A 20,108-nucleotide genomic window follows, 5' to 3' on the forward strand; every position below is an offset into this window, starting at 1 on the left:
TTATTCATTACTATAAGGAGGCGAGATAATGAATCAAGATATTTTCAAAGTGGTCAAAGAACACCTAAACGCCTGCCCAGATGTTATTTATAAATCTTTTATTATTCACGAACGGTCTTGCGCATTGATCTATATCCAATCCATTGTTGACAATGATACCCTTCAAAAATACATCTCTTCTCCCTTACTACTTGAAGGCTCGTCCGATCGTAATTGGGAGCAATTTTGCAAAAGACTGGATCAGGGGCTTACTTTTTCGGTCCCTTATCAATCTACATCAGACGCTAAAGAAGCCTCAGATCTTGTGGTCCAAGGAAAAGCCGTTCTTTACATAGAAGGAATATCTGCTTTTTATTATTTTGATACGACACAATATCAAAAACGATCGATTAGCGAATCACAGAATGAACTGGTCGTCACCGGCCCTCAGGAAGCATTTATTGAGGATATTCAAAGTAACCTCTCGTTAATACGTCACAAGATCAAGCACCCAGATCTTAAAATGAAAGAATACATGATTGGTGACTATACCAAAACATCGGTATATGTCATCTATATTGATGGGCTTCAAAAGCCAGAGATTCTACATCAAATTGAAGAACAACTACAGAACATATCCGTTGATGGGATTTTTGGTATTAGCTACTTAGTCGAGCACTTTAAAGAAAAATCCAGTCCATTTCCAATCTTCCAAGATACAGAGCGTCCTGATGCGGTAGCAGCTTCCTTATTAGAAGGTCGCATTGGTGTATTAATGGATGGAACCCCAACCGCAATTATTGCCCCTGTAACCTTTTTTTCACTATTACAGAGCGCAGAGGATTACTATCAAAATTACTATGCCGCAAGTTGGATCCGGTTGGTTCGTATATTTTTTACCATTGTTTCGGTACTCCTTCCTTCTATGTACGTAGCCGTAACTACATTTCATCCACAAGTGATTCCAACCAGTATGCTCATTACGATTGCTGCCGCGCGTGAGAACATCCCCTTTTCCGCGTTAACTGAAGCAATTATTATGGAACTCACTTTTGAAGCGCTCCGAGAAGCAGGCACTCGGATTCCTAAGCCGGTAGGGCAAACAGTGTCCATCATTGGGGCAATTGTTATCGGCCAAGCCGCAGTTCTTGCAGGTATTGTGTCTGCACCGATGGTCATTGTTGTTTCGATTACAGGCATTGCATCTTATATTATCCCTCACCTTGAACTCGGACTCATTTTGAGGTTGCTCCGCTTCCCTCTTCTTATATTGGGAGGAACTATGGGTCTTCTAGGCGTGTTTGTAGGAACATTTGTCATTTACGGGCATCTTGTAAGCCTCAAGTCTTTCGGCACTCCCTATATGCAGCCCGTAGCACCGCTTGTCCTGTCTGATTGGAAAGATACTTTTTTGAGAGTACCTACACCTTTAATGAAAAATCGAAGTACTGCTTTTTCAAAAATCCGTAATAGGAGGAGTTCTTCTAAGCCATGAGAATATCAATCCTAAAAATAGGAATCATGCTGTTAATCCTGCTAAGTACAACCGGATGTTGGTCTAAAGTGGAGCTAGATGAACTCGTGTTTGTGAACGGATTATACGTAGATGTCGGTGAAGAACCCGATACAATTGAAGTAACCATCAGCACTCCGCTTCCTAATCGGCTTGTATCTGGTCAGTCCAGTGGGGGCAGTAGCGGTGGCAGTGATAAACCTTATTTCAATTTATCAAAAACATCTACCAGCATAGGCAAAGCGCTCGAGATGCTGCAAAAAGATTTACCACGGCAACTGAATCTCTCCGAAATAAAAGTAGTGATGATCGGAGAAAAATATGGCCAAAAAGGAATGGGGGACCTGCTTGAATGGGCCAAAAGAGAACCTTCTGTACCTGTTGGAACCTACGTTGTCGCAGCTTCCGGAAAAGCCAAAGATGCTGCACAGCTAACTCCTATTTTTGAGCAATTCCCTATCAAGGTTCTAATGAGTTTTGTGGAACATCGTTTAATGTTCGACACGACGATCAGAGACTTTTTAATCTCGGAGGCTGCAGACATGGGGGTTGCGGTTACCCATTTAAATTATGAATCCATTGATTCTGCATTCAGTGGAAGCAATAAAGAAACTTGGATAGGCATTCAAGGAGCCGCTATGTTTCAGAATGATAAATTAAAAGGCGTTCTAGGTACAGACCAAGCCAAAGCATTAGCTTGGGCAGACGGATATATAAAGACACCGATATATTCAGTGAAATGGGATGATGGGAAAAGCAATGCGGATCTTAGGTTCACTCGTGCCATGGGCAAAAGTACTGTCAAGATGACAAATAAGGGACCTGTTTTCACGATTCATTTGAAAGGACGAGCCAGTCTTATTTCTAAAAAAGATGAAATGAATCGCAGTACACAAGATGTGACAAAGGTCATCCTAACGGAAGTACAAAAAACCATTGAAGATGACTTTAGAAACGGCATTCAAACGTCACAAAAAGAGGGAGCAGACGTTCTCGGACTTGGACTTTTATTAGAATGGAATTATCCTTCCTTTTGGAGGAATATCCAAGACAGATGGTTGGATTATTACAAAAATGAAGCGAAAATCAATGTGATTACTGATATCAAAATGAATGATTACGGGAAAGAAAATTAGCTAGAAGGAGGAAGATACATTGCGTAAAACAGATTGGCAGTTGGCTAGATTTGCGTTTGTTTATTTTAACTCCCAAACCTCCGTGTTTCTTGTCCCAAGTCTTCTTTCAAATTCTAGTTATCAAGGGTGGATAGGGATTCTCTGCGGTTCCCTCCTCAATTGGCTAATGATCTTCTTCACTGTGTTTGTCGGTAGATTTCGACCCGATGAAGCTTGGGTTGATTTTGGAAAAAAAATTATGGGCATACACAACTGTATCGTCTTTTTGTTCCTAGCATGGTGTGTGTATTATGCTTCGTACGATATTGAAAGTTTTGTCTTATTTTTCGGGGCAAATTATTTAAAGGCGACCCCACCGTGGTTTATGCAGTGTGTTATTGGACTTGTAATTATATACACGATTCGTCTTGGATTAAAGACCATCGTCAACATGTCAGACGGGCTTTTTTTAATTTTCGCCACATCCACATTCATCATGTTCTTATTTTTGGAAAAAGCAAACTTACAGATGCTACCTGCGTTAGTAAGGTATTTTGACTACCCTACGTTTGTGAAAGATACGCTAACCTCTTTTTCATGGTTTGCTGAATGGGTCGTCTTTCTATTCATTGCTCCCGACTTTAAAATGGACTCTACTCTTTTCAAAAAATTCACTTACACTGCAGCGGGTATTACGTTTCTGGTTATGGGAGGCTGGCTTCTGACTTTACTCAATTTCGGGATTCACTTAGGTAAGCAGCTTCAATTCCCCTACATAGATATTGTTCGAAATATGGTGAATGCAGGATTATTAGGGAATACAGCTCCGCTACTGATAGGAGTATGGACAGCATCCATGTTTATACATAGTACTTTTCTTATCTATGCAGCAACCAAATGCATGACTTATTTTACAAAAGGAAAGGGACAAAAGTATATTGTACCTGCTCTTGTTACGGTATCGGTTGGGATCGCATTTTACTATTCCAATCATTTATCTATTTACCATACCCATTTTTATTCCTTTACGACGGTGCTGATCTGGATCGGTATAGAATGTATCCCGATGTATTATGCCATCGTTGCCATGATCCGCTTTCCAAAAAAGAAAGCCAGTAAAAAGACAAAGCTTTCACAAAAGAAAACCGCCTAAAAGGCGGTTTATTCTTCTTCCTCCGCCATTTGGCTGGATTGTTCTATCTGATGAAGTACAGCCCTTTGAAACTTAAGCTCTTTCTCGATTTCATGTAATTCATCTCTTAATGTCTTGACGTTCTCACTCGACTCATTCAAATAATTCTGTTTGATAAAATTTATTTGTTCTTCGTCTTCAGCAAATTGATTCATAGCATTGCTCATGATTTGATCTTTGTATTCCGCTTTTTTGATTCTCAGTCCCAGTTTCTCTGCTTCTTGTTCTAGATAATCAACGCGGCTGCTGATTTCTCTTTCCCAAACACCCAGCTCTTCCTTATCCATCTTGATCACCCTTTCTTAGTGCACCTTCTTGCCAAGTATATTTAAACCAATGAACCTAATAAATCACTGCTTTTGGGGTTCAGGTAAAATTTATTTATTATTCTCTTCTATTTTCTGATCTGCTAAAAGTTCTTGAGGTGGATTACCTTCGTATATGTACAACAAACTTGCTTCATTATTGGCAGCAGATCGTCCATATTTGGTAAGCAAGGTAATTACTTGATATAAAAAACGTTGTTTCATTTTTTCCATGCTGAGTTCATCCCCTTACGCTTAATGAGAGTCAAACTTTGAACAAAAAAACTGGCCGCAAGCGGACTCGATACGAAAAAGAAATTACTACATACAAGCAGCATCGAAATCAATGTAAGCCATGGATAATATTTTTCCCGCACGTTATGTTGCCTTTTGAAATTGGAAGGAGCGTACGTAGCTACAAGAAGGAGCGTAAGAGCTGTTAGCAAATGGATAGGGTATGACTCTCTTGCATCAAAAAAGGAAATCAGTGTGAACAACGCTGTACTCACTACCGCACAACTCGTCCCGGACTTGAGATGAAGTCCTCCTGAAAATTGTCTCAACAGTGAAAAAGAGAGCAGAATCACTACAATTTCCGTCGTCCGGCCGGTGAACAAAGACAAGATTATCGAACCGGCAACAATAAAAGTCACGTTTAGGAGCATCGCTATGGAATACTCTAAAACTGCAGCAGATGAGGGATGATGTGGGACTTGTTTTTTTAAATAAACACTGCCTTTGTGGGCTAGACTTTCGATCATGAATTAGCTCCTTATGAACAAGGTGGATATCTCAGTTATACGACGGATCCAATCTATTGTACAGGACTGAATTCACAAATAAAAAAAGAGGGGCCAACGGTCAGAAACCGATGCCCCTCTTCCACTTCCTTAGTAAAGAATAGTTTTAGAAATGATAACGAGCAGGATGAAAAGAACAAGGATTGCTCCAATCGAAGTCCATCCTCCGCCGAAGCCGCCGCAACCTCCGCCATATCCGTATCCAGATACTTCACTCATTGTTGTCTCCTCCTTATCACTAAGGTATGAGATAATATATGACTAAAGCGGAAATATGGCAGGGCAGGAGTCCATTTCTTCATGAAAACTTTTCCTTACTCCTATTATTGCTATTTCGCGTGATGTGGTGTACCTTCATGCTTCTCTCTGCGCATACCTGCCAAACCAAAGAGACCTAGCAAGCCAAGCCAACCCCATCCCGTACCGCGGCTAGTCGTCGCATGTGCATTTACACTGTTAGTTCCATACGTTCCTGTACCATACCCGTTGTAACTATTTGTGTTATACATATTGTCGTTCATACTGCGTGAACGAGACATGTTGTTGTATCCGCCCGGAACGGTTTCATAATTGTTATAGGTTCTTGAATCATAATGACCTTTGGTCATGTTCATCTCGTTAACATGATCCGTTGTCGTATTGGCTTTCACATGACTGCTTTCAGCCATTGCGGGTACTGCAATTACCATAGAAATACTTGCTGCTGCAAGCATGGTTGCCATTTGTTTTTTCATAACAGTCCTACACCCCCGAATAAGTTTTTCGTTACCCTTGTAGATTCCCCTTCGGGAAAAAAACTTATTCGGTATAACAGTTGGATGATAAAGGACACATAAATACACAAAAAACTCACCGTTTGCAGCCGGTGAGTTTTTTCTATATATCCACATCTTAAGGGGGGAACTGTAATCATCATAATCCTCCACCCTTAAAACAATATGATAAAAATATAAAAATAACATTAAAAATGCTACTTATCGATGCCCTCTGCGGGAACGAACAACAAAAGTATACAGATCTTTTTCAAATATCTGTCCATCTTCCAGTTCCACCTGAAATTGATCATGTGATGTAATCGTTGCCCGGTATGCAATCAACTTCGGACCTTTCCATATGGTGACCGCTGACCTGAAATAAATGGCATTATCAAATTGGATCGACTGTCTCATAATATAGCCTATCGAATGTAGTGAAGATCGCGCTTTTTTCTTCCCACGACCGTGTGCATCTTCTGGAAGAGTCTGAATTCGGGCAATTTGTGCAAAAGGAATTTTGATCCGCTTAGCGCCTACAACGATAAGCTCAGCCTCTTCATCCCATTTCAGCAATATTCCTTGAACCGGGTCCTTTCTTCCATCCATACGGACAACCATAACCCTACGTCCTATCCAGTGCTGCATCGTTCACCCTCCCTTCTACCCTTCAGGAATTACCCAATTGATCGGTTCCATTCCTGTTGATTCCAGAAATTGATTAGCTTTGGAAAATGGTTTGCTTCCTATAAAACCACGGCGAGCTGCTAGTGGACTTGGGTGAGCAGATTCAATGACCAGATGACGAGAACGGTCTATATAACAACCCTTTTTCTGAGCATGACTTCCCCAAAGCATAAATACAGCCGGCTGTTTGCGTTCATTTATTTTTTCGATGACGGAATCTGTAAAATGTTCCCATCCGATCCCTTTGTGAGAATTGGGCTGGGCTTCTCGTACGGTTAGCACGTTATTTAATAATAATACCCCTTCTTCAGCCCAATGTTTCAGCGATCCGTGAGAAGGAATAGGTATACCCAGATCCGCATGTAATTCTTTATATATATTTCGCAAGGAAGGGGGAATCCTAACCCCTTTTTTAACAGAAAAGCTTAATCCTTCTGCCTGTCCTTGACCATGATAAGGATCTTGTCCAATAATAACGACCTTGGTATTCTCATAGGAAGTTAACTTTAAAGCATTAAAAATTTCCTCTTTTGGAGGGAATATAGGCTCTGTTTTGTATTCTATGGCAAGCTTCGTGTGAAGCTCTTGTATATAATCCTTGTTCATTTCATCGTGTAAAATATCGTCCCAATCATTATCGAACATGGATGATACTCCCTTCCGCAATAAGGCACAGATTGAACTTTGTAAAAAAATAGGCTGGTCTCCGCTAAGGAGCCAGCCTATTTTGTATAAGATGCCGAGGACCGGGATCGAACCGGTACGGTAGTCACCTACCGCAGGATTTTAAGTCCTGTGCGTCTGCCAATTCCGCCACCCCGGCATATAAAGCGCTCAACTTGCGCATATACACCGATTTTCGAGTTATCTATGTAACTTATAACTTCAAAAAATCCTGCGAAATTGATTATAACATGCCCGTCCATAATATTCAACATTTATTTAAATTTTAATTGAACAAGGGATTCACAGGATGATATAAACAGTCGTATTACCTTAGTTACAGTCTAGTTCCAAGCGTTTAAACATAAATAAAAAGGCCATTTGAAGGGCCTTTTTAGCTTTTTATTCAATTACAAAGTTTTCCCTCTCTTAGCTCTAGCTCATCCGAAGCGCTGGGTTTTGTACCATTTGGACTTCCTTCTCAGCACTTTATCTAACAGAATGGATACAAATGCCTTTAACGAGATCAATAAAAATAGCTGAGCATACGTAAAATAGGAAACACAGGCGAGTATGAAATTCCGTGTGTTACTTTGTCCAAAATCTGCAGCTAGTGCTAAGTTAATTTGAAGAACGTACAGATAGTACATAAGTCCCCAGGCAATCATTAAATAAATATATACATCAGAAGAGAATTGAAAAGGCATGACAACATCCATACCAAACACGGAAAGCAATTGATACACAATATTGATTACGAAAATAATATCAGATACTAAGATGGCAAGTAGAAACCAAAAATAACTGGTCCCGTAATAAAGCACCTGCACTTTAATTCTCCAGCTGGAAGAAGGTTTAAACAGCTCATGAAAATGATCCATCACGACGCTGTAATTCCCTTTCGCCCACCGTTCGCGCTGCTTCATATATACTTTTAAATCTTCAGGTTCTTGTTGATATGCTTCAGCCTGAGGAGCAAGGGCAATCAGCTGACCACGAGACAGAATATCAAAAGAAATCGCTGTGTCTTCGGTTATCGCGTCTTCATCCCAACCTCCAATTTCACGAATCAGTTCTGTTTTGATAATGAAATTGGTCCCTGGTATCGTGCCAAGCTTAAACAACTCCCACATTCCCGTATGGTATATTCGCTGTGCCGTTACAAGTTCAAGATTGATACATCTCGACAAGAAATTTTGCGCCCGATTCCGCGCTTTATTCCGACCAAATACCGCCCCATAGGATTCTGGGTTTTCCAGCGCTTTTTCAATTAAAAAAAGAAGTGCATTTCGCTCAGGAGCAGCATCTGCATCATAAATACAAATCCAATCTCCTGTTGCGTGCGGCAGAGCGTCATTTAAAGCTCCCGATTTCCCTCCTGTACCCGTCCGCTCCATAATCATGAAATCGCGCATACGGTACGAATGATTATTTTTTAGCTCGTGTAGTTTTCTAGCTGTGTCATCCGTACAATTATCCGCAATAACAATAACCTGTAATTTATCATGCGGGTAATTCATAGCTAAAATATGCTCAACCGTTGCTTTAATGACGAGCTCTTCATTATGAGCAGGAACTATTACTGTCACTGGAGGAGCTTGTTCCGTAATTTGCGGTATGATAAGTTCTTCTTTGCTTTGACGTCTAATAAAACGCTGTGCACCTACCATCATAAGAATAGATATAAAAACAGAAATCCAGATGCTAATGATCGATAGAATAAGTAAAAGATCAGCCACTGATTTTTCTCCGGTCATATTTATTCGTAATTTTCTTACGCAGTATCAAGGTATTTATTGTTATCATGAAAATGGCCGTACCGAATATCATGCTGACAAGGATACAGAGCGGAACAAACCAACTGGTATAAGTCATACTTTTTTTTCACCATTCCTTTTTTACAATTAAATGTACTCACCTATTAAATCCGTCTCTGCATTGCGCTCCAAAGCAGCAATTACCGCTTCTAAATCTTCATAACCGCTAAACTGTTCTTTTGAAAAAACAAGCGCTCCTGAACGAATAATGAGGTTTAATTCTTGATCTTTCCGGTTTGCGAGCTTAACATCCATAAGAGCAAGTTTGATTCGATCGTTTAATGATTTGAGATATTCATGTCGAGTGAGGGGTAGTAGAACAACGAATCTCCCTTTGTCCACATAAAATTTATAATCTTCGTATCGTATATGCTTTTGGATCGTTTCTGATAATTCCAAAAGTAGTTCTGAATACCCCTGCGATCCAAGTCTTTCTCGAACTAAAGGTAAAAATTCGATTTTAAACATACTGACACAAAAGTGGTATTTGTCTTCATATCGATTTGCGAGGTTTGCATGTTTTACGAGTGTTTCCTTCAACGCCCCCTTATTCCCCAATGTTGTATCAACATCAATTTCAGGATTTCGATAACGCAAGACTTCCATTCGCTCCATTAACCGATGTTGCTGTATCAAGCCTTCCCGAATGACAGAAGCAACGACCATACTTCCAGGTATCCATAAGAACGCTTGTAACGATACAAAATCCACCTCAGCTAAAGTCACTAACCAAACAAAATAAGCTACCATAAACACAAAGACACTGACCGCAGTCACACCGCTAGGGACCAAAATACCGAATATTAGTGCGGTAAGCGATAAAATACTTATTAATAAATCCATTCCTGTATAGGTCTGTGTTTGATAGACATGTATGAATATCCCCACTTGCTGCAGTATCATAAGAAGGGTTAGTATGACATAGCCAACGGTCGTTTTGTAACGAATAAATACATTTTTCATTCTGTTTTCTCCAAACTACATATTAACATTTTCATATTTCTGCAAATTATTATAGGCAAAACTATTAATAATCAACAAAATTCTACAAGATTATACATTCTGTTTTCGTATTTTACAACTCGAGTTACTAGAAAAAAATAAAAAAACGCCCACTAGAATCTAGTGAACGTTGAAAAAATAAGAAGAGGTTCTAACCTCTTCTTCGTATGCAATTAATCGCCTATCCGAACAGCCTTGTACATTGATCCTTGATGCTCCACAAGAACGACCTCATTAGCATCGGCTTTTTTAAGCTGATAAATAGAAGATCCTTGCTTAAGATAGTTACTTTCCCCATCGATCCGATCAAGTTTTTGGTAAGTTTGACCTTCCTCAAGGCGTCCTACTTCTTCCTCGGTTAGTGTAGAAGACACTGCGCCTAATTTTTTTCCGATTAGCTTGTTTGGAAGAGCCTCATCCAAAATTATCTTAAATGTGCCTCCGTTAGCCCATACGAGAAAAGGATAGGCAGAAAACTCATTCTCAGCTTCCATCTCTGTGCCATCCTGATCATTTCCCACTGCATGATCGGACGTACCTTCCGTTTGATTCGTCGCGGGATTTATTTTATCCTGATCTGATGCATCCGGTACTTGGCCGGATCCACAAGCCGTAATAATGAACAATAAACTCAACATCGTTGTGATTTTACATATTTTAGACGTATTCATTTCATCTTCCCTTCACGTTGTCCATGATACAGATATCGAATGTTTCATCTTAAGGGTTCTAACAAATAACCATGCTATGTAGCTGGACCCTTGTCCAGAAAGACCTTGTATAAGGGACCGTTATTCTTCTTTATAACTTTTCTTTCTGCTCGCCATACGCATCCACCATGCAATTCCACCAATGCCCAGCGCAATAATTACAGCAAACAAAATGATATACCATCCGTGTATATTCATAAGTCATACCTCCTCTTAGTCATTTTATAACCAAGTATGCCCTATTTTTAAACTTTCCTCCCCATTATTAACGACCGTATAAACGTATTCTGGGTCCTGTTTAGAAACAGGACGAACGGTTTAATTTAACTTCAAGATATTTTTGGATATTTGTAGAAAAAATAAACTAGTTCTGTTAGACTATTCGTAGAGATGAAAAATAAACCGCATGTGCACAAAGTATCTTTTTTAAGATGCTCGAAGACCTGTATTATGTACTTATTATGATCTGCATAGGAGAATAGGCTTATGAACAAAGAAGCGGCGATTGCCAACAAACGAAATCAACAAATTATTGTACAAAGTAAAAACGGAGAAACAATCACTGGCTTTCCTGTGGATACGGACCATCCTTCTCGTCTTATCCTTCGTACAACGTTCGGTCCTGTGTGGATTCCTCATGAGGAAGTAGAACAGGTCACCAGAATTATCAGTATCAAGCGACCTAAAAAAGTATTTCAAACTTGTACTCGTTATTAAAAACGACATAGATGATTGTATTTTTCAAAATAAAGTCGGGGGTCTCCCTCCGGCTTTATTTGTATTCTGAGATTTAGAGATAGAAAGAAACACATGGTGTTGCATAGCGCATAGAAGTTGATGGATATGCTAGACTGGAATTAACAGTAAAACCATCGTATAGAATCGTTAAAGGGGAGCCCATGATGAATAATGTACCCAAACTGCTGATCGTTGCAGGTATCGTACTCATTACAGTAGGCGTCATCTGGATGTTTGCAGGAAGATTTATTTCTATCGGCCGATTACCAGGTGATATTTACGTGGACAAAGGTAATTTCAAGTTTTATTTCCCAGTGGTTACCTGTATTATCATCAGTGTTATTCTTACTGTTATTTCCTGGATTGTTCGTCATTTCATGAAATAAGCATCGATTTTCAATATTGAGTCCAGTAGTCAAGTTCACTTCCTCGTGTCATCGGCTGAGTTCGCTTTGGCTTGGCCTGATGAACTTCCTCCTGCGGTTCCCAGCCCTCAATAATAAGGATTCCATGGGTACTCGACTTATCTTCCCATATAATAAACTGGTTCCGCTCCAGTTCTACAAGCGCCTCTCGAATCATAAGCCGTGACTTTCCTGTCTTTACTTCTAGCTCAGTCATTAAGGGCATTCGACCACGCTGTCCACTATAGTTATACAAAATCCGCAGTAGTTTACGCTCAAAATCTGGCAACATCTTTTCCATCTCCTTATGCTGTTCTTGCTGTTCTTATGGGCCGAAAAGCTAGTACATTCTCTTCACTAAAAGTGCGGGGAGCTCCTGAATGAAGACAAGTCGAGTGAATTTTTCCATTATATATCCGGTGAATCTCAATATTGCGCTGGGTTACCTTACCTAATCGATCCAAATAAACAATCTCAACAACCTTACCAACATATTTATGCGGCATTCCATCCACCTCACCAGAACATTTGTTTGCTTTCATTATATAAGAACAAATGTTCTTTATCAATCTCCTTATTTTTACAATAAAAAAAATATCCACTCCATCTTCAGCCATGAAGATAGGTGGACATTTATTTATTTCGTATTCTCAGATACTGCTTCGTAATAACTAGTAAAAACCAAGGTTGCTGTCATCACGGGATTATTATCACCGCCTGCTGACTCACTTCGCCGCTGAATGTTAAACGAATCTACCTTCATTAACCTCGGGAGCATTTCAAGTTCTTGCATCCAGCTCTCGATCTGTGAAACGGTACCTTCTAGCTCCGCATTCATCTTAATTTCATGAATATAAGGATAGACTCCCTCTTGTTCTTTCAACATGAGGTTAAGCTCATTACCTTGGGTAAGACTGAAATCAATCGATTTCAGTGTAGCTTCCGAACGCGCTGTTACCGCCCTTACATCTAATATCAGCTGATCTGCCAGGTCACTCTGCGGCAGAGCATCCCATTCCTGATCTGAAGATTCCTGCCCTTCAGTCGTTCCTTTCATCTCATCCAGTTTGTTTTGCAGCAGCTGCTTTTCTGCTTCTATTTGCGCCAGTTCACGACTCTGTTCATCAAGTTTTCCTAACGCAGGAGAGAGACCAAGCGAGTAAAAAGCAAACAACAAGACAAATCCAAGGAGCAAAGCTAGTACGATGACAGATCTGTACCTATTCATCCGTTCCATCATCGCTAATCCCCCCCTCATTTTCTAACGTAGATAAACTTGTTCCTGCATCTAAATCAACTTGATAAACTGCAGTGAACTGCTCCTTATCCTGACCCGAACCAAAGGGATTCACCTGACGCTTCGTAAGGCTGGCAATCATCGCTTCTTTTGTAAAAGACATGTCCCTAAGCGAAGTTAGATATTCGGATGCCTGTTCCATCTGCGGTGTATATAGTGTGATATCTATTTTCGAGCCAAAGGTATATCCAGCATCTTTTAGTAAGGTTCCTTCCGGCATATGGGCTTCTAGTTCCTGAAGTATGGATACGGGACTATTCCGATATTCTCTTATTTTCTGGATTGCCTCTTTGCGTTCAGCCTGGCCGAGACCTGAGACGCTCAATAACCGAAGTTCCTCTTCTACACTTTGCCTCTGATCCTGAAGTGCAGCTATTCGCTGTTCCTGATTACTTATCTCTCCATGATTTAATACATAAAAAGTCCCGGTTACAACCACGCCCACCATCCAAATTCCAATTAACATCATGGCAATGTAGGGAAAGTAAAAGGCTTCCTTATCCTCTCGTGGAAAAAGATCAATTTTATAACCCCCGTAAGGTTTAAACGCGGCCCCAACCGCCAATCGATAATCGTTATAATCCGCCCCTGCACTTATTTCTGCGTCTATCCGAAGGAAAGCTTCTTCCGTAACCCGAGTTTCTGGAAGTGATTCCGTGAGCTCACGAGCCAGTCCCTGTCTAATATGCTCATGACCCGTAACGATAATTTCCTGAATGCGAGCGACCCCATCATGAAGAGTATACTGATAAAAATTGAGCATCCTTGAAATTTCAGCTGAAATTTCTCCAAGTTTCAAGGAAGACATTTCGCCCTGTTGATCACCGAGATCATATAAATTCATTGTACGCATAAAAACAGGATGACCATTATAAAACATATATACGTCCAGATAAGAAGTTTCGAGCTGAATTAGCATCGTTTCTCCAAAGTCTTTGTTACACCCAATGGTAATAAGACGGGAAAGTGCTGTTCCAGAAATTTCAACACCAGCTACCTTCAGGCCAGCTTCTTCCACCACATCTACATAGGTCTGAATGACTTCACGAGGAGATGCAAAAATCAGCATTTCTGTGTTCTCATCTCCGGTGTTTGTCACCACATAATCATACACAGGATGTTCAAAAGGTAGATGTAATCCTGTTTCCACTTCCAGTTGAATTAATTGGTCCAGTTGTTTACTGTTCGTTGCCGGAACGGACAGTTTACGAATAATCATCTGAGTGGGGGGAACCGATAAAAACACCTCAGTTCCTTTTAACCGACCATTCGAGACAGCTGCTTTCAACTCTGCACAGAGGGCGTCCCGATCTCTAATTTGATTACCTTCCATAACCCCCGGTTCAAGAGGAAGAAAAAAATGTTTGTCGATGTCCTTCGTTTTCTTGGAGAGACGGACATAGCGAACACCGGATTGTTCAATGGAAAGGCCCGCTAATTTCTTCATGCTGCCCAGCATAGTTATATCCTCCTAAAAGATTAGTGAAAGGTATGCCTTGATGATTTGTGAACCATAGCCATAAGCAATCAATGTCGCGATCATTAGCCATGGGCCAAACGGAATCGGTTGTTTGCGTGACACTCGCCCTACCAGCATCATTCCCCCTCCAACTACAGTCCCTAATAGACACGCAATCAGAAAAGCAAGGATGAGCTCTGGGACTCCCAGAACTAAGCCGCATAAGGCAAATAATTTTACATCTCCCATTCCCATTCCGCCTCTTAGGGCAAATATCAGTATGATCCCGCCTCCAAGCAGTGCGCCAAGTACATGATGCCACCAAGGACTGGAAGGAAAGAACCCTACTCCAAGTAGCAATAATGGTGTAAAGAAGAGGAGAACCTTGTTTGGAATTCTCATATATTTAAGATCAGATAGCGACACAATAACCGTCATACTGACCAGCAGGAGTCCAATCCCCCCCTCTGGTGTGATCCCAAAACGCAGTACTACCCAAAGATAAAGGAAGCCCGTGATGGCCTCTCCAGCCGGATATAAAAGGGACAGCGAGTCACCGCAATACCTGCATTTACCACGCGAGACAAGGTAACTCGCAACGGGTATAAGATCCATCGCACGCAGTCTCGTCCCGCAATTACCGCAACTAGAAGGCGGATTGATAACTGATTTGCCGACAGGTACTCGCAAGGCAACCACGTTAAAGAAAGATCCAAATACGAGACCAAGTATAGAAAAATAGATCGCTATCAACATTGTCATGGGGATCGGTTCACTTTCCACGCTAAATTTGAAACAGGAACCAGGGGATGTTGCCCGTGGTTCCTGTAGGGGTGTTGAGATTGAATTTGCACTGATAAATTGAAAGTAAAATATGAAAGCTCATGAACTTATTTGCCAGTAGTTTCTTTAGATCCAAGGATTTCGGACGCAGTATAGGTCTTACTAATTGAACTTGAAGTACCTAAAACTACTTCCTTTAAGCTGCTATCATCACCAAAACTAACTTTTGTGCTTTCTTTGTCCAATTTTAATTTCGTGCTAGGTAATACAATGTCTTCTTCAATATATTTACCTGTTTGAAGCTCGGCTAGCGAGACTGTTTTAGTTTTGAATTCTCCATTCTTCTCTCCAATAACATACAATCTTGCTGCATCATAAATTTGACGTGCCGTTGCTACATCCCCTTCTGCTTTAGACTTATCAATGACATTACCAATTAGCGGAATTGCAATAACAGCGATAATAGCCAAAATAACGATTACAGCGAGTAACTCAATCAACGTAAAACCTTTCTCATCTTCAAGTCTTGCTTGTCTTGCTTTCAGTGCTTTTGCTAACATGGGAAATCCCCTTCCATAACTCAAGTTATTTTTAATATATCAATCTATAAATTGCCGTAGATGCTAAACATCGGAAGCATAATAGAAGCTACAATAATGCCTACCACGCCAGCTAAAAAAGCAATGAGCAACGGCTCCAGCAGTGATTTCATCCGATCTACCGTATTCTCTACATCCATCTCGTAAAAATCAGCTACCTTTTCGAGCATCTGATCCAGTGATCCCGTCTCTTCTCCTATCGCAATCATTTGCGTGACGAGGGGTGGAAACACCCATGCACTTTTTAGAGGCTCAGAGAGCGGTTTCCCTTGGCGGAGTGAATCTCCGGCGCTTCGGATATATTTCCCGATCACTTTATTACCTGCAATATCTTCAACGATGGCCAACGATTGCAACACCGGCACCGAACTTGCGTAAAGGGAGGCAAAGGTCCTCGTGAACTGGGCGATCGAACCTTTTTGATTTAACTTGCCGAATACCGGCACTTTCAGTTTGATATAATCGAGCAGATATGCCCCTCGTTCGGAACGTTTACACACCTGATAGATCGTGATAAGCACCAAGATTGCTAGCAGCCACATGTACCACTGACGCTGAATGCTTTTACTGAGCAGGAGAACCATTTGTGTAATCATAGGAAGCTCGGCATCCATGGACTCGAACATGGCTACGAACTGAGGCACAATAGCCCATAGCAGATACACGACTGCGGCAATGGCCATCAACCCCACGGTCACAGGATACGTCAGTGCAGACTTGATCTTCTCGGTGGTGCTGTGCTGCTTCTCATAATAAAGCGCAAGACGATCCAGCGTGCCTTCCAAATCACCCGCTTCTTCGCCAGCACGGATCATGCTCACAAATAAAGGCGGGAATATCCGCTTGTGTTCCTGTACCGCTTGTGAAAACGAAATGCCTCGAAGTAAACTGGAGTTGACCTCAAAGAGTGCTTTCTTCAGCGGTTTGCTCTCTGTCTGTTCGGTAAGAATCTGATTCGCATCTACGATCGATACGCCTGCTCTAATCAAAGTGGCAAACTGCCTGCAATAAATAATAAAATGAATCGGCTTTACAGGATTTCCGATATAGATATCCATCTGCAAAATATTTTGCTTCGTTTCTTCCAAGGAAAAGACGGTCACTTCTCGTTTACGCAGCTCTTCCATGGCTGTCTTTTTGTCTGCGGCACTAAGCTTTCCTCGGATCTGCTTGCCGCTATTTGTCTTAATTACATATTCAAATTGCCTCATCAGGAACTCACCTCTGCCATATAAGATCTGGCACTCGCAGCAAGTACTTGTCCCTCTTTGACGAGATCACGTACGGCCATTTCCATCGTCTGCATACCTGATGCTTTTGCTGTTTGCATGACACTTTTGATTTGATGTGTCTTGTCACTCCGAATAAGATTTGCCACGGCGGGCGTATTCATCATCACTTCCGCTGCGCATACCCGTCCCTTACCCTCCGCCTTTGGAAACAAACGCTGTGATATTACAGCAACGAGAACCGCTGATAGTTGCGCACGAATCTGAGCATGCTGGTGACCGGGAAACGCATCTACAATACGATCAATGGTTTGGGGTGCATCCGTGGTATGGAGTGTAGAAAGAACCAAATGTCCCGTTTCTGCCGCAGTAACGGCTGCTGTAATCGTCTCTAAATCTCTCATTTCCCCTACTAAAATGACATCAGGATCTTGACGCAGCGCAGCTCGTAGTCCATTTGCAAAACTCTTCGTATCACTGCCCACTTCTCTCTGATCGACTAAACTTGATCCGTGTGCATGTATGTACTCAATTGGATCTTCCAAGGTAACAATGTGCTTACGTTCATGACGATTGATATGGTCAATAATCGACGCCAGTGTAGACGACTTGCCACTTCCCGCTTTTCCTGTGACCAGAATGAGACCTTGCGATTTCTCGGTCAAAGTATGTACAACAGGCGGTAAACCAAGCTCATCTAATCCCTTTACATGGGATGGAATGAGGCGCGCTGCAATACTGACCTCGCCGCTCTGCTTGTACACATTCACTCGAAATCGGAGTCCATCTTCCAGGGAATAAGCAAAATCCACTTCTCCCTGTTCTTCAAACGTCTCCCTCTGTTCACTGCCGAGAAGGAAATCGGTCATCCCCCAAGCTTCTTCGGAAGAAATTACCACACCCTCCACAGGCAACAGAAGACCATCGACACGCATGACAGGAGGTGAATGAAGTGAAATATGCAGATCCGAAGCGCCCGATTCATATGCAAATCTGAGCAGTTCTATAATATGGCGACTATGCATTTCGCTGCCTCTCCTCCTCAGCCATGTGAAACCGACTCCCGCATGATCTCTTGAATTGTCGTAATCCCTTTGCCTACTTTCATAATGCCATCTGTCATTAGATGAATAAGCCCCTTCTTCAAGGCCATGGTTCGAATGTCTTCTACCGAAGCGGAGGATGCAATCATCGCAGCAAGTGCATCGTCGATCTTGAGTACTTCGTGAATGGCTACCCGCCCGCGGTAACCTGTGTTATTACAGTAACCGCAGCCTTTCCCTGCATATAACTTGTCCGTTTCAAGTCCATGATTCTGCATAATGATCGATTCTTGAACAGAAGGCAGATAAGCTTCTCTACACTCGGTACATATCTTCCGAACAAGACGCTGAGCGACGATCCCTAGCAAGGAAGAGGCGATGAGATACGGTTCAATCCCCATATCCCGTAGTCTCATGATCGTACTAATCGCATCGTTGGTATGCAGCGTCGATAAAACAAGATGACCGGTCAAGGAAGCTCGAACTGCAATTTCTGCAGTCTCCGTATCCCGGATTTCCCCCACCATAACAACGTTCGGATCCTGACGCAGGATTGAGCGGAGTCCTGCAGCAAAGGTAAGTCCTACCCCTGTATTCACATTCACCTGATTAATACCTTCGAGCTGATACTCCACTGGGTCCTCGATAGTAATGATGTTGACATCCTCATTGTTCAGATGATGCAAAGCAGAGTACAACGTTGTTGTCTTACCACTGCCTGTCGGTCCTGTTATGAGCAAAATCCCGTAAGGACGATCAATCATCTGTTTGAATAATTCGCTATTCGTCTCACTAAAACCGAGATGTTCAAGCGATTGTACACCTGATGACTGATCTAGCAGTCGCAGCACCATTTTCTCACCGTGCATCGTAGGCAGTGTAGAAACCCGGATATCAATCATTCGGTAATCCATCTGCATTTTCATCCTGCCATCTTGAGGTAGTCTTCGCTCTGCTATATTTAATCGAGCCATGATTTTAATTCTTGCCGTAATAAATCCTTGCATCTGTTTGGGAACCTGCCGTTCCGTTCTCAATGTTCCGTCAATCCGATACCTAATCGCTAAGTGATCTTCACCGGGGTCCATATGAATATCCGAAGCACGGAGCTGCACTGCCTGCTGAATCATCTGGTTAACCAGTCTGACAATCGGCGAGGCTTCATCCGTAATTTCCGTTTCTTGAAATTCTTCCTGATCAGGAATCTCCACCATCATCTGACTCATGGAGTCACGCAGTCCGTAATGCCTCGCGATAGCCCGCTGCAGTTCATCCCGCGTAGAAATAGCAGGTTCAATTCGGAATCCAGTTGTCATGCGCAAATCTTCAATAGCGATATAGTCTAGCGGATCGACCATCGCTACTATCAATTTTCCTCCTTCTTTCATGAAAGGGAGAACCTGATGTCTTTTGGCCATACTTTCCGGAATAATCTGAGTAATCGCTGGATCAATATGGTATTTGAACAAACTGACATGAGGAATACCGAGCTGGAATTCCAACACTTCAATCAGCTGCTGCTCTGTAATGTAACCATGGGAAATAAGTAGATCCCCTAGCTTCATCTTTGTATCCTGTTGCTGTGCAAGCGCCTCTTGAAGATGCTGCTGTGAGATAATCCCATTCTCGACAAGCAAATCCCCTAGCCTTTTTTTAATGATGGTCAATACAGATCACCCCAAGTACCATAGCTTGTATTCTGACAAAATAATGAGTAAGGCGTTAGTCGACAGAAAAAACGAGTCCAACCACTTACATAAGTCCTAAGATTCATGAATGAATCTACCAAAATAATAATACTTTAATCCTATTAACATATTGATTAGATATGTATTTTGTCCTAGAATGATATATAGCATAGTTTGGAAATATTTACAATGTATTATTTGAAAGAATGAAGATGCTAATTCTCATAAACAGCAGATTACAACGATCTAATAACAACCATGAAAATGATGAGGATTCGTATTTTCCCATGATATATCAATCTTTTTCCAATCAAACGAGGGGAGTTCACAATG

At 41.6% G+C, this 20,108-nt stretch carries 24 protein-coding genes and 1 tRNA gene; 5 read left to right on the forward strand and 20 right to left on the reverse strand.

What is annotated here, in order from left to right:
- Positions 1–28 precede the first annotated feature (28 nt).
- The 3 genes from KFT32_RS01800 to KFT32_RS01810 are packed head-to-tail and all read left to right on the forward strand — an operon-like array spanning position 29 to position 3,760.
- A complete protein-coding gene (locus tag KFT32_RS01800) occupies positions 29–1,474 on the forward strand; it encodes a spore germination protein (protein WP_211745378.1) in 1,446 nt (481 codons plus the stop codon).
- A complete protein-coding gene (locus tag KFT32_RS01805; RefSeq protein WP_211745379.1) occupies positions 1,471–2,628 on the forward strand; it encodes a Ger(x)C family spore germination protein in 1,158 nt (385 codons plus the stop codon). Before KFT32_RS01800 ends, KFT32_RS01805 begins: the two co-directional genes overlap by 4 nt.
- Positions 2,629–2,647: 19 nt before the next feature.
- Complete coding sequence (locus tag KFT32_RS01810) at positions 2,648–3,760, forward strand: GerAB/ArcD/ProY family transporter (RefSeq protein ID WP_211745380.1); 1,113 nt, start codon at positions 2,648–2,650, stop codon at positions 3,758–3,760.
- A gap of 8 nt (positions 3,761–3,768) precedes the next feature.
- Here KFT32_RS01810 and KFT32_RS01815 read toward each other — a convergent pair whose 3' ends face one another.
- From KFT32_RS01815 to KFT32_RS01865, 11 genes are all read right to left on the reverse strand, one after another.
- A complete protein-coding gene (locus tag KFT32_RS01815; protein WP_211745381.1) occupies positions 3,769–4,086 on the reverse strand; it encodes a SurA N-terminal domain-containing protein in 318 nt (105 codons plus the stop codon).
- 90 nt (positions 4,087–4,176) lie between these two features.
- Entirely contained in the window at positions 4,177–4,338 is a 162-nt protein-coding gene (locus KFT32_RS01820) for a hypothetical protein (protein ID WP_211745382.1), read from the reverse strand.
- A complete protein-coding gene (locus tag KFT32_RS01825; RefSeq protein ID WP_211745383.1) occupies positions 4,326–4,865 on the reverse strand; it encodes an accessory gene regulator B family protein in 540 nt (179 codons plus the stop codon). The genes KFT32_RS01820 and KFT32_RS01825 overlap by 13 nt, the downstream gene beginning before the upstream one ends.
- A 129-nt stretch (positions 4,866–4,994) precedes the next feature.
- Positions 4,995–5,123, reverse strand: coding sequence for a YjcZ family sporulation protein (locus KFT32_RS01830; RefSeq protein ID WP_211745384.1), 129 nt, complete (start codon positions 5,121–5,123; stop codon positions 4,995–4,997).
- 110 nt (positions 5,124–5,233) lie between these two features.
- Positions 5,234–5,638, reverse strand: coding sequence for a WGxxGxxG family protein (locus tag KFT32_RS01835; RefSeq protein WP_211745385.1), 405 nt, complete (start codon positions 5,636–5,638; stop codon positions 5,234–5,236).
- Between the two features lie 240 nt (positions 5,639–5,878).
- Positions 5,879–6,304 (reverse strand): LSm family protein, encoded by a 426-nt coding sequence (locus tag KFT32_RS01840; RefSeq protein ID WP_211745386.1) that lies wholly within the window; start codon positions 6,302–6,304, stop codon positions 5,879–5,881.
- A 15-nt stretch (positions 6,305–6,319) separates the two neighbouring features.
- Positions 6,320–6,988: a uracil-DNA glycosylase gene (locus tag KFT32_RS01845; protein ID WP_211745387.1), complete on the reverse strand. Its 669-nt coding sequence runs from the start codon at positions 6,986–6,988 to the stop codon at positions 6,320–6,322.
- A 92-nt stretch (positions 6,989–7,080) separates the two neighbouring features.
- Positions 7,081–7,166: transfer RNA gene (locus tag KFT32_RS01850), tRNA-Leu, on the reverse strand.
- Positions 7,167–7,446: 280 nt separating this feature from the next.
- Positions 7,447–8,745 (reverse strand): glycosyltransferase family 2 protein, encoded by a 1,299-nt coding sequence (locus tag KFT32_RS01855; RefSeq protein WP_211745388.1) that lies wholly within the window; start codon positions 8,743–8,745, stop codon positions 7,447–7,449.
- 165 nt (positions 8,746–8,910) lie between these two features.
- On the reverse strand, positions 8,911–9,786 hold the full coding sequence (locus KFT32_RS01860) for a GGDEF domain-containing protein (protein WP_211745389.1): 876 nt from the start codon (positions 9,784–9,786) through the stop codon (positions 8,911–8,913).
- Between the two features lie 212 nt (positions 9,787–9,998).
- Entirely contained in the window at positions 9,999–10,496 is a 498-nt protein-coding gene (locus tag KFT32_RS01865; RefSeq protein WP_211745390.1) for a hypothetical protein, read from the reverse strand.
- 525 nt (positions 10,497–11,021) lie between these two features.
- Here KFT32_RS01865 and KFT32_RS01870 point away from each other — a divergent pair.
- Entirely contained in the window at positions 11,022–11,252 is a 231-nt protein-coding gene (locus tag KFT32_RS01870) for a hypothetical protein (RefSeq protein ID WP_211745391.1), read from the forward strand.
- Positions 11,253–11,437: 185 nt separating this feature from the next.
- Positions 11,438–11,659, forward strand: a complete 222-nt coding sequence (locus KFT32_RS01875) for a DUF2905 domain-containing protein (RefSeq protein ID WP_211745588.1) — start codon at positions 11,438–11,440, stop codon at positions 11,657–11,659.
- Positions 11,660–11,669: 10 nt separating this feature from the next.
- Here KFT32_RS01875 and KFT32_RS01880 read toward each other — a convergent pair whose 3' ends face one another.
- The 9 genes from KFT32_RS01880 to KFT32_RS01920 all read right to left on the reverse strand — a co-directional run bounded on the left by KFT32_RS01880 (position 11,670) and on the right by KFT32_RS01920 (position 19,754).
- Positions 11,670–11,969 (reverse strand): hypothetical protein, encoded by a 300-nt coding sequence (locus KFT32_RS01880; RefSeq protein ID WP_211745392.1) that lies wholly within the window; start codon positions 11,967–11,969, stop codon positions 11,670–11,672.
- A gap of 13 nt (positions 11,970–11,982) precedes the next feature.
- A complete protein-coding gene (locus KFT32_RS01885; RefSeq protein WP_211745393.1) occupies positions 11,983–12,183 on the reverse strand; it encodes a hypothetical protein in 201 nt (66 codons plus the stop codon).
- 131 nt (positions 12,184–12,314) lie between these two features.
- Positions 12,315–12,917, reverse strand: coding sequence for a type 4a pilus biogenesis protein PilO (locus tag KFT32_RS01890; RefSeq protein WP_211745394.1), 603 nt, complete (start codon positions 12,915–12,917; stop codon positions 12,315–12,317).
- Positions 12,898–14,433, reverse strand: coding sequence for a pilus assembly protein PilM (gene pilM, locus KFT32_RS01895; RefSeq protein WP_211745395.1), 1,536 nt, complete (start codon positions 14,431–14,433; stop codon positions 12,898–12,900). Before pilM ends, KFT32_RS01890 begins: the two co-directional genes overlap by 20 nt.
- Positions 14,434–14,445: 12 nt before the next feature.
- A complete protein-coding gene (locus tag KFT32_RS01900; protein ID WP_211745396.1) occupies positions 14,446–15,195 on the reverse strand; it encodes a prepilin peptidase in 750 nt (249 codons plus the stop codon).
- Between the two features lie 128 nt (positions 15,196–15,323).
- On the reverse strand, positions 15,324–15,776 hold the full coding sequence (locus KFT32_RS01905) for a prepilin-type N-terminal cleavage/methylation domain-containing protein (RefSeq protein WP_211745397.1): 453 nt from the start codon (positions 15,774–15,776) through the stop codon (positions 15,324–15,326).
- A gap of 44 nt (positions 15,777–15,820) precedes the next feature.
- Positions 15,821–17,026, reverse strand: coding sequence for a type II secretion system F family protein (locus KFT32_RS01910; protein ID WP_211745398.1), 1,206 nt, complete (start codon positions 17,024–17,026; stop codon positions 15,821–15,823).
- Positions 17,026–18,069, reverse strand: a complete 1,044-nt coding sequence (locus KFT32_RS01915) for a type IV pilus twitching motility protein PilT (RefSeq protein WP_211745399.1) — start codon at positions 18,067–18,069, stop codon at positions 17,026–17,028. The genes KFT32_RS01910 and KFT32_RS01915 overlap by 1 nt, the downstream gene beginning before the upstream one ends.
- 17 nt (positions 18,070–18,086) lie before the next feature.
- Positions 18,087–19,754: a GspE/PulE family protein gene (locus KFT32_RS01920; RefSeq protein WP_211745400.1), complete on the reverse strand. Its 1,668-nt coding sequence runs from the start codon at positions 19,752–19,754 to the stop codon at positions 18,087–18,089.
- Positions 19,755–20,108 lie beyond the last annotated feature (354 nt).

Source organism: Paenibacillus sp. Marseille-Q4541, assembly GCF_018310695.1.
Lineage (GTDB): Bacteria > Bacillota > Bacilli > Paenibacillales > Paenibacillaceae > Paenibacillus.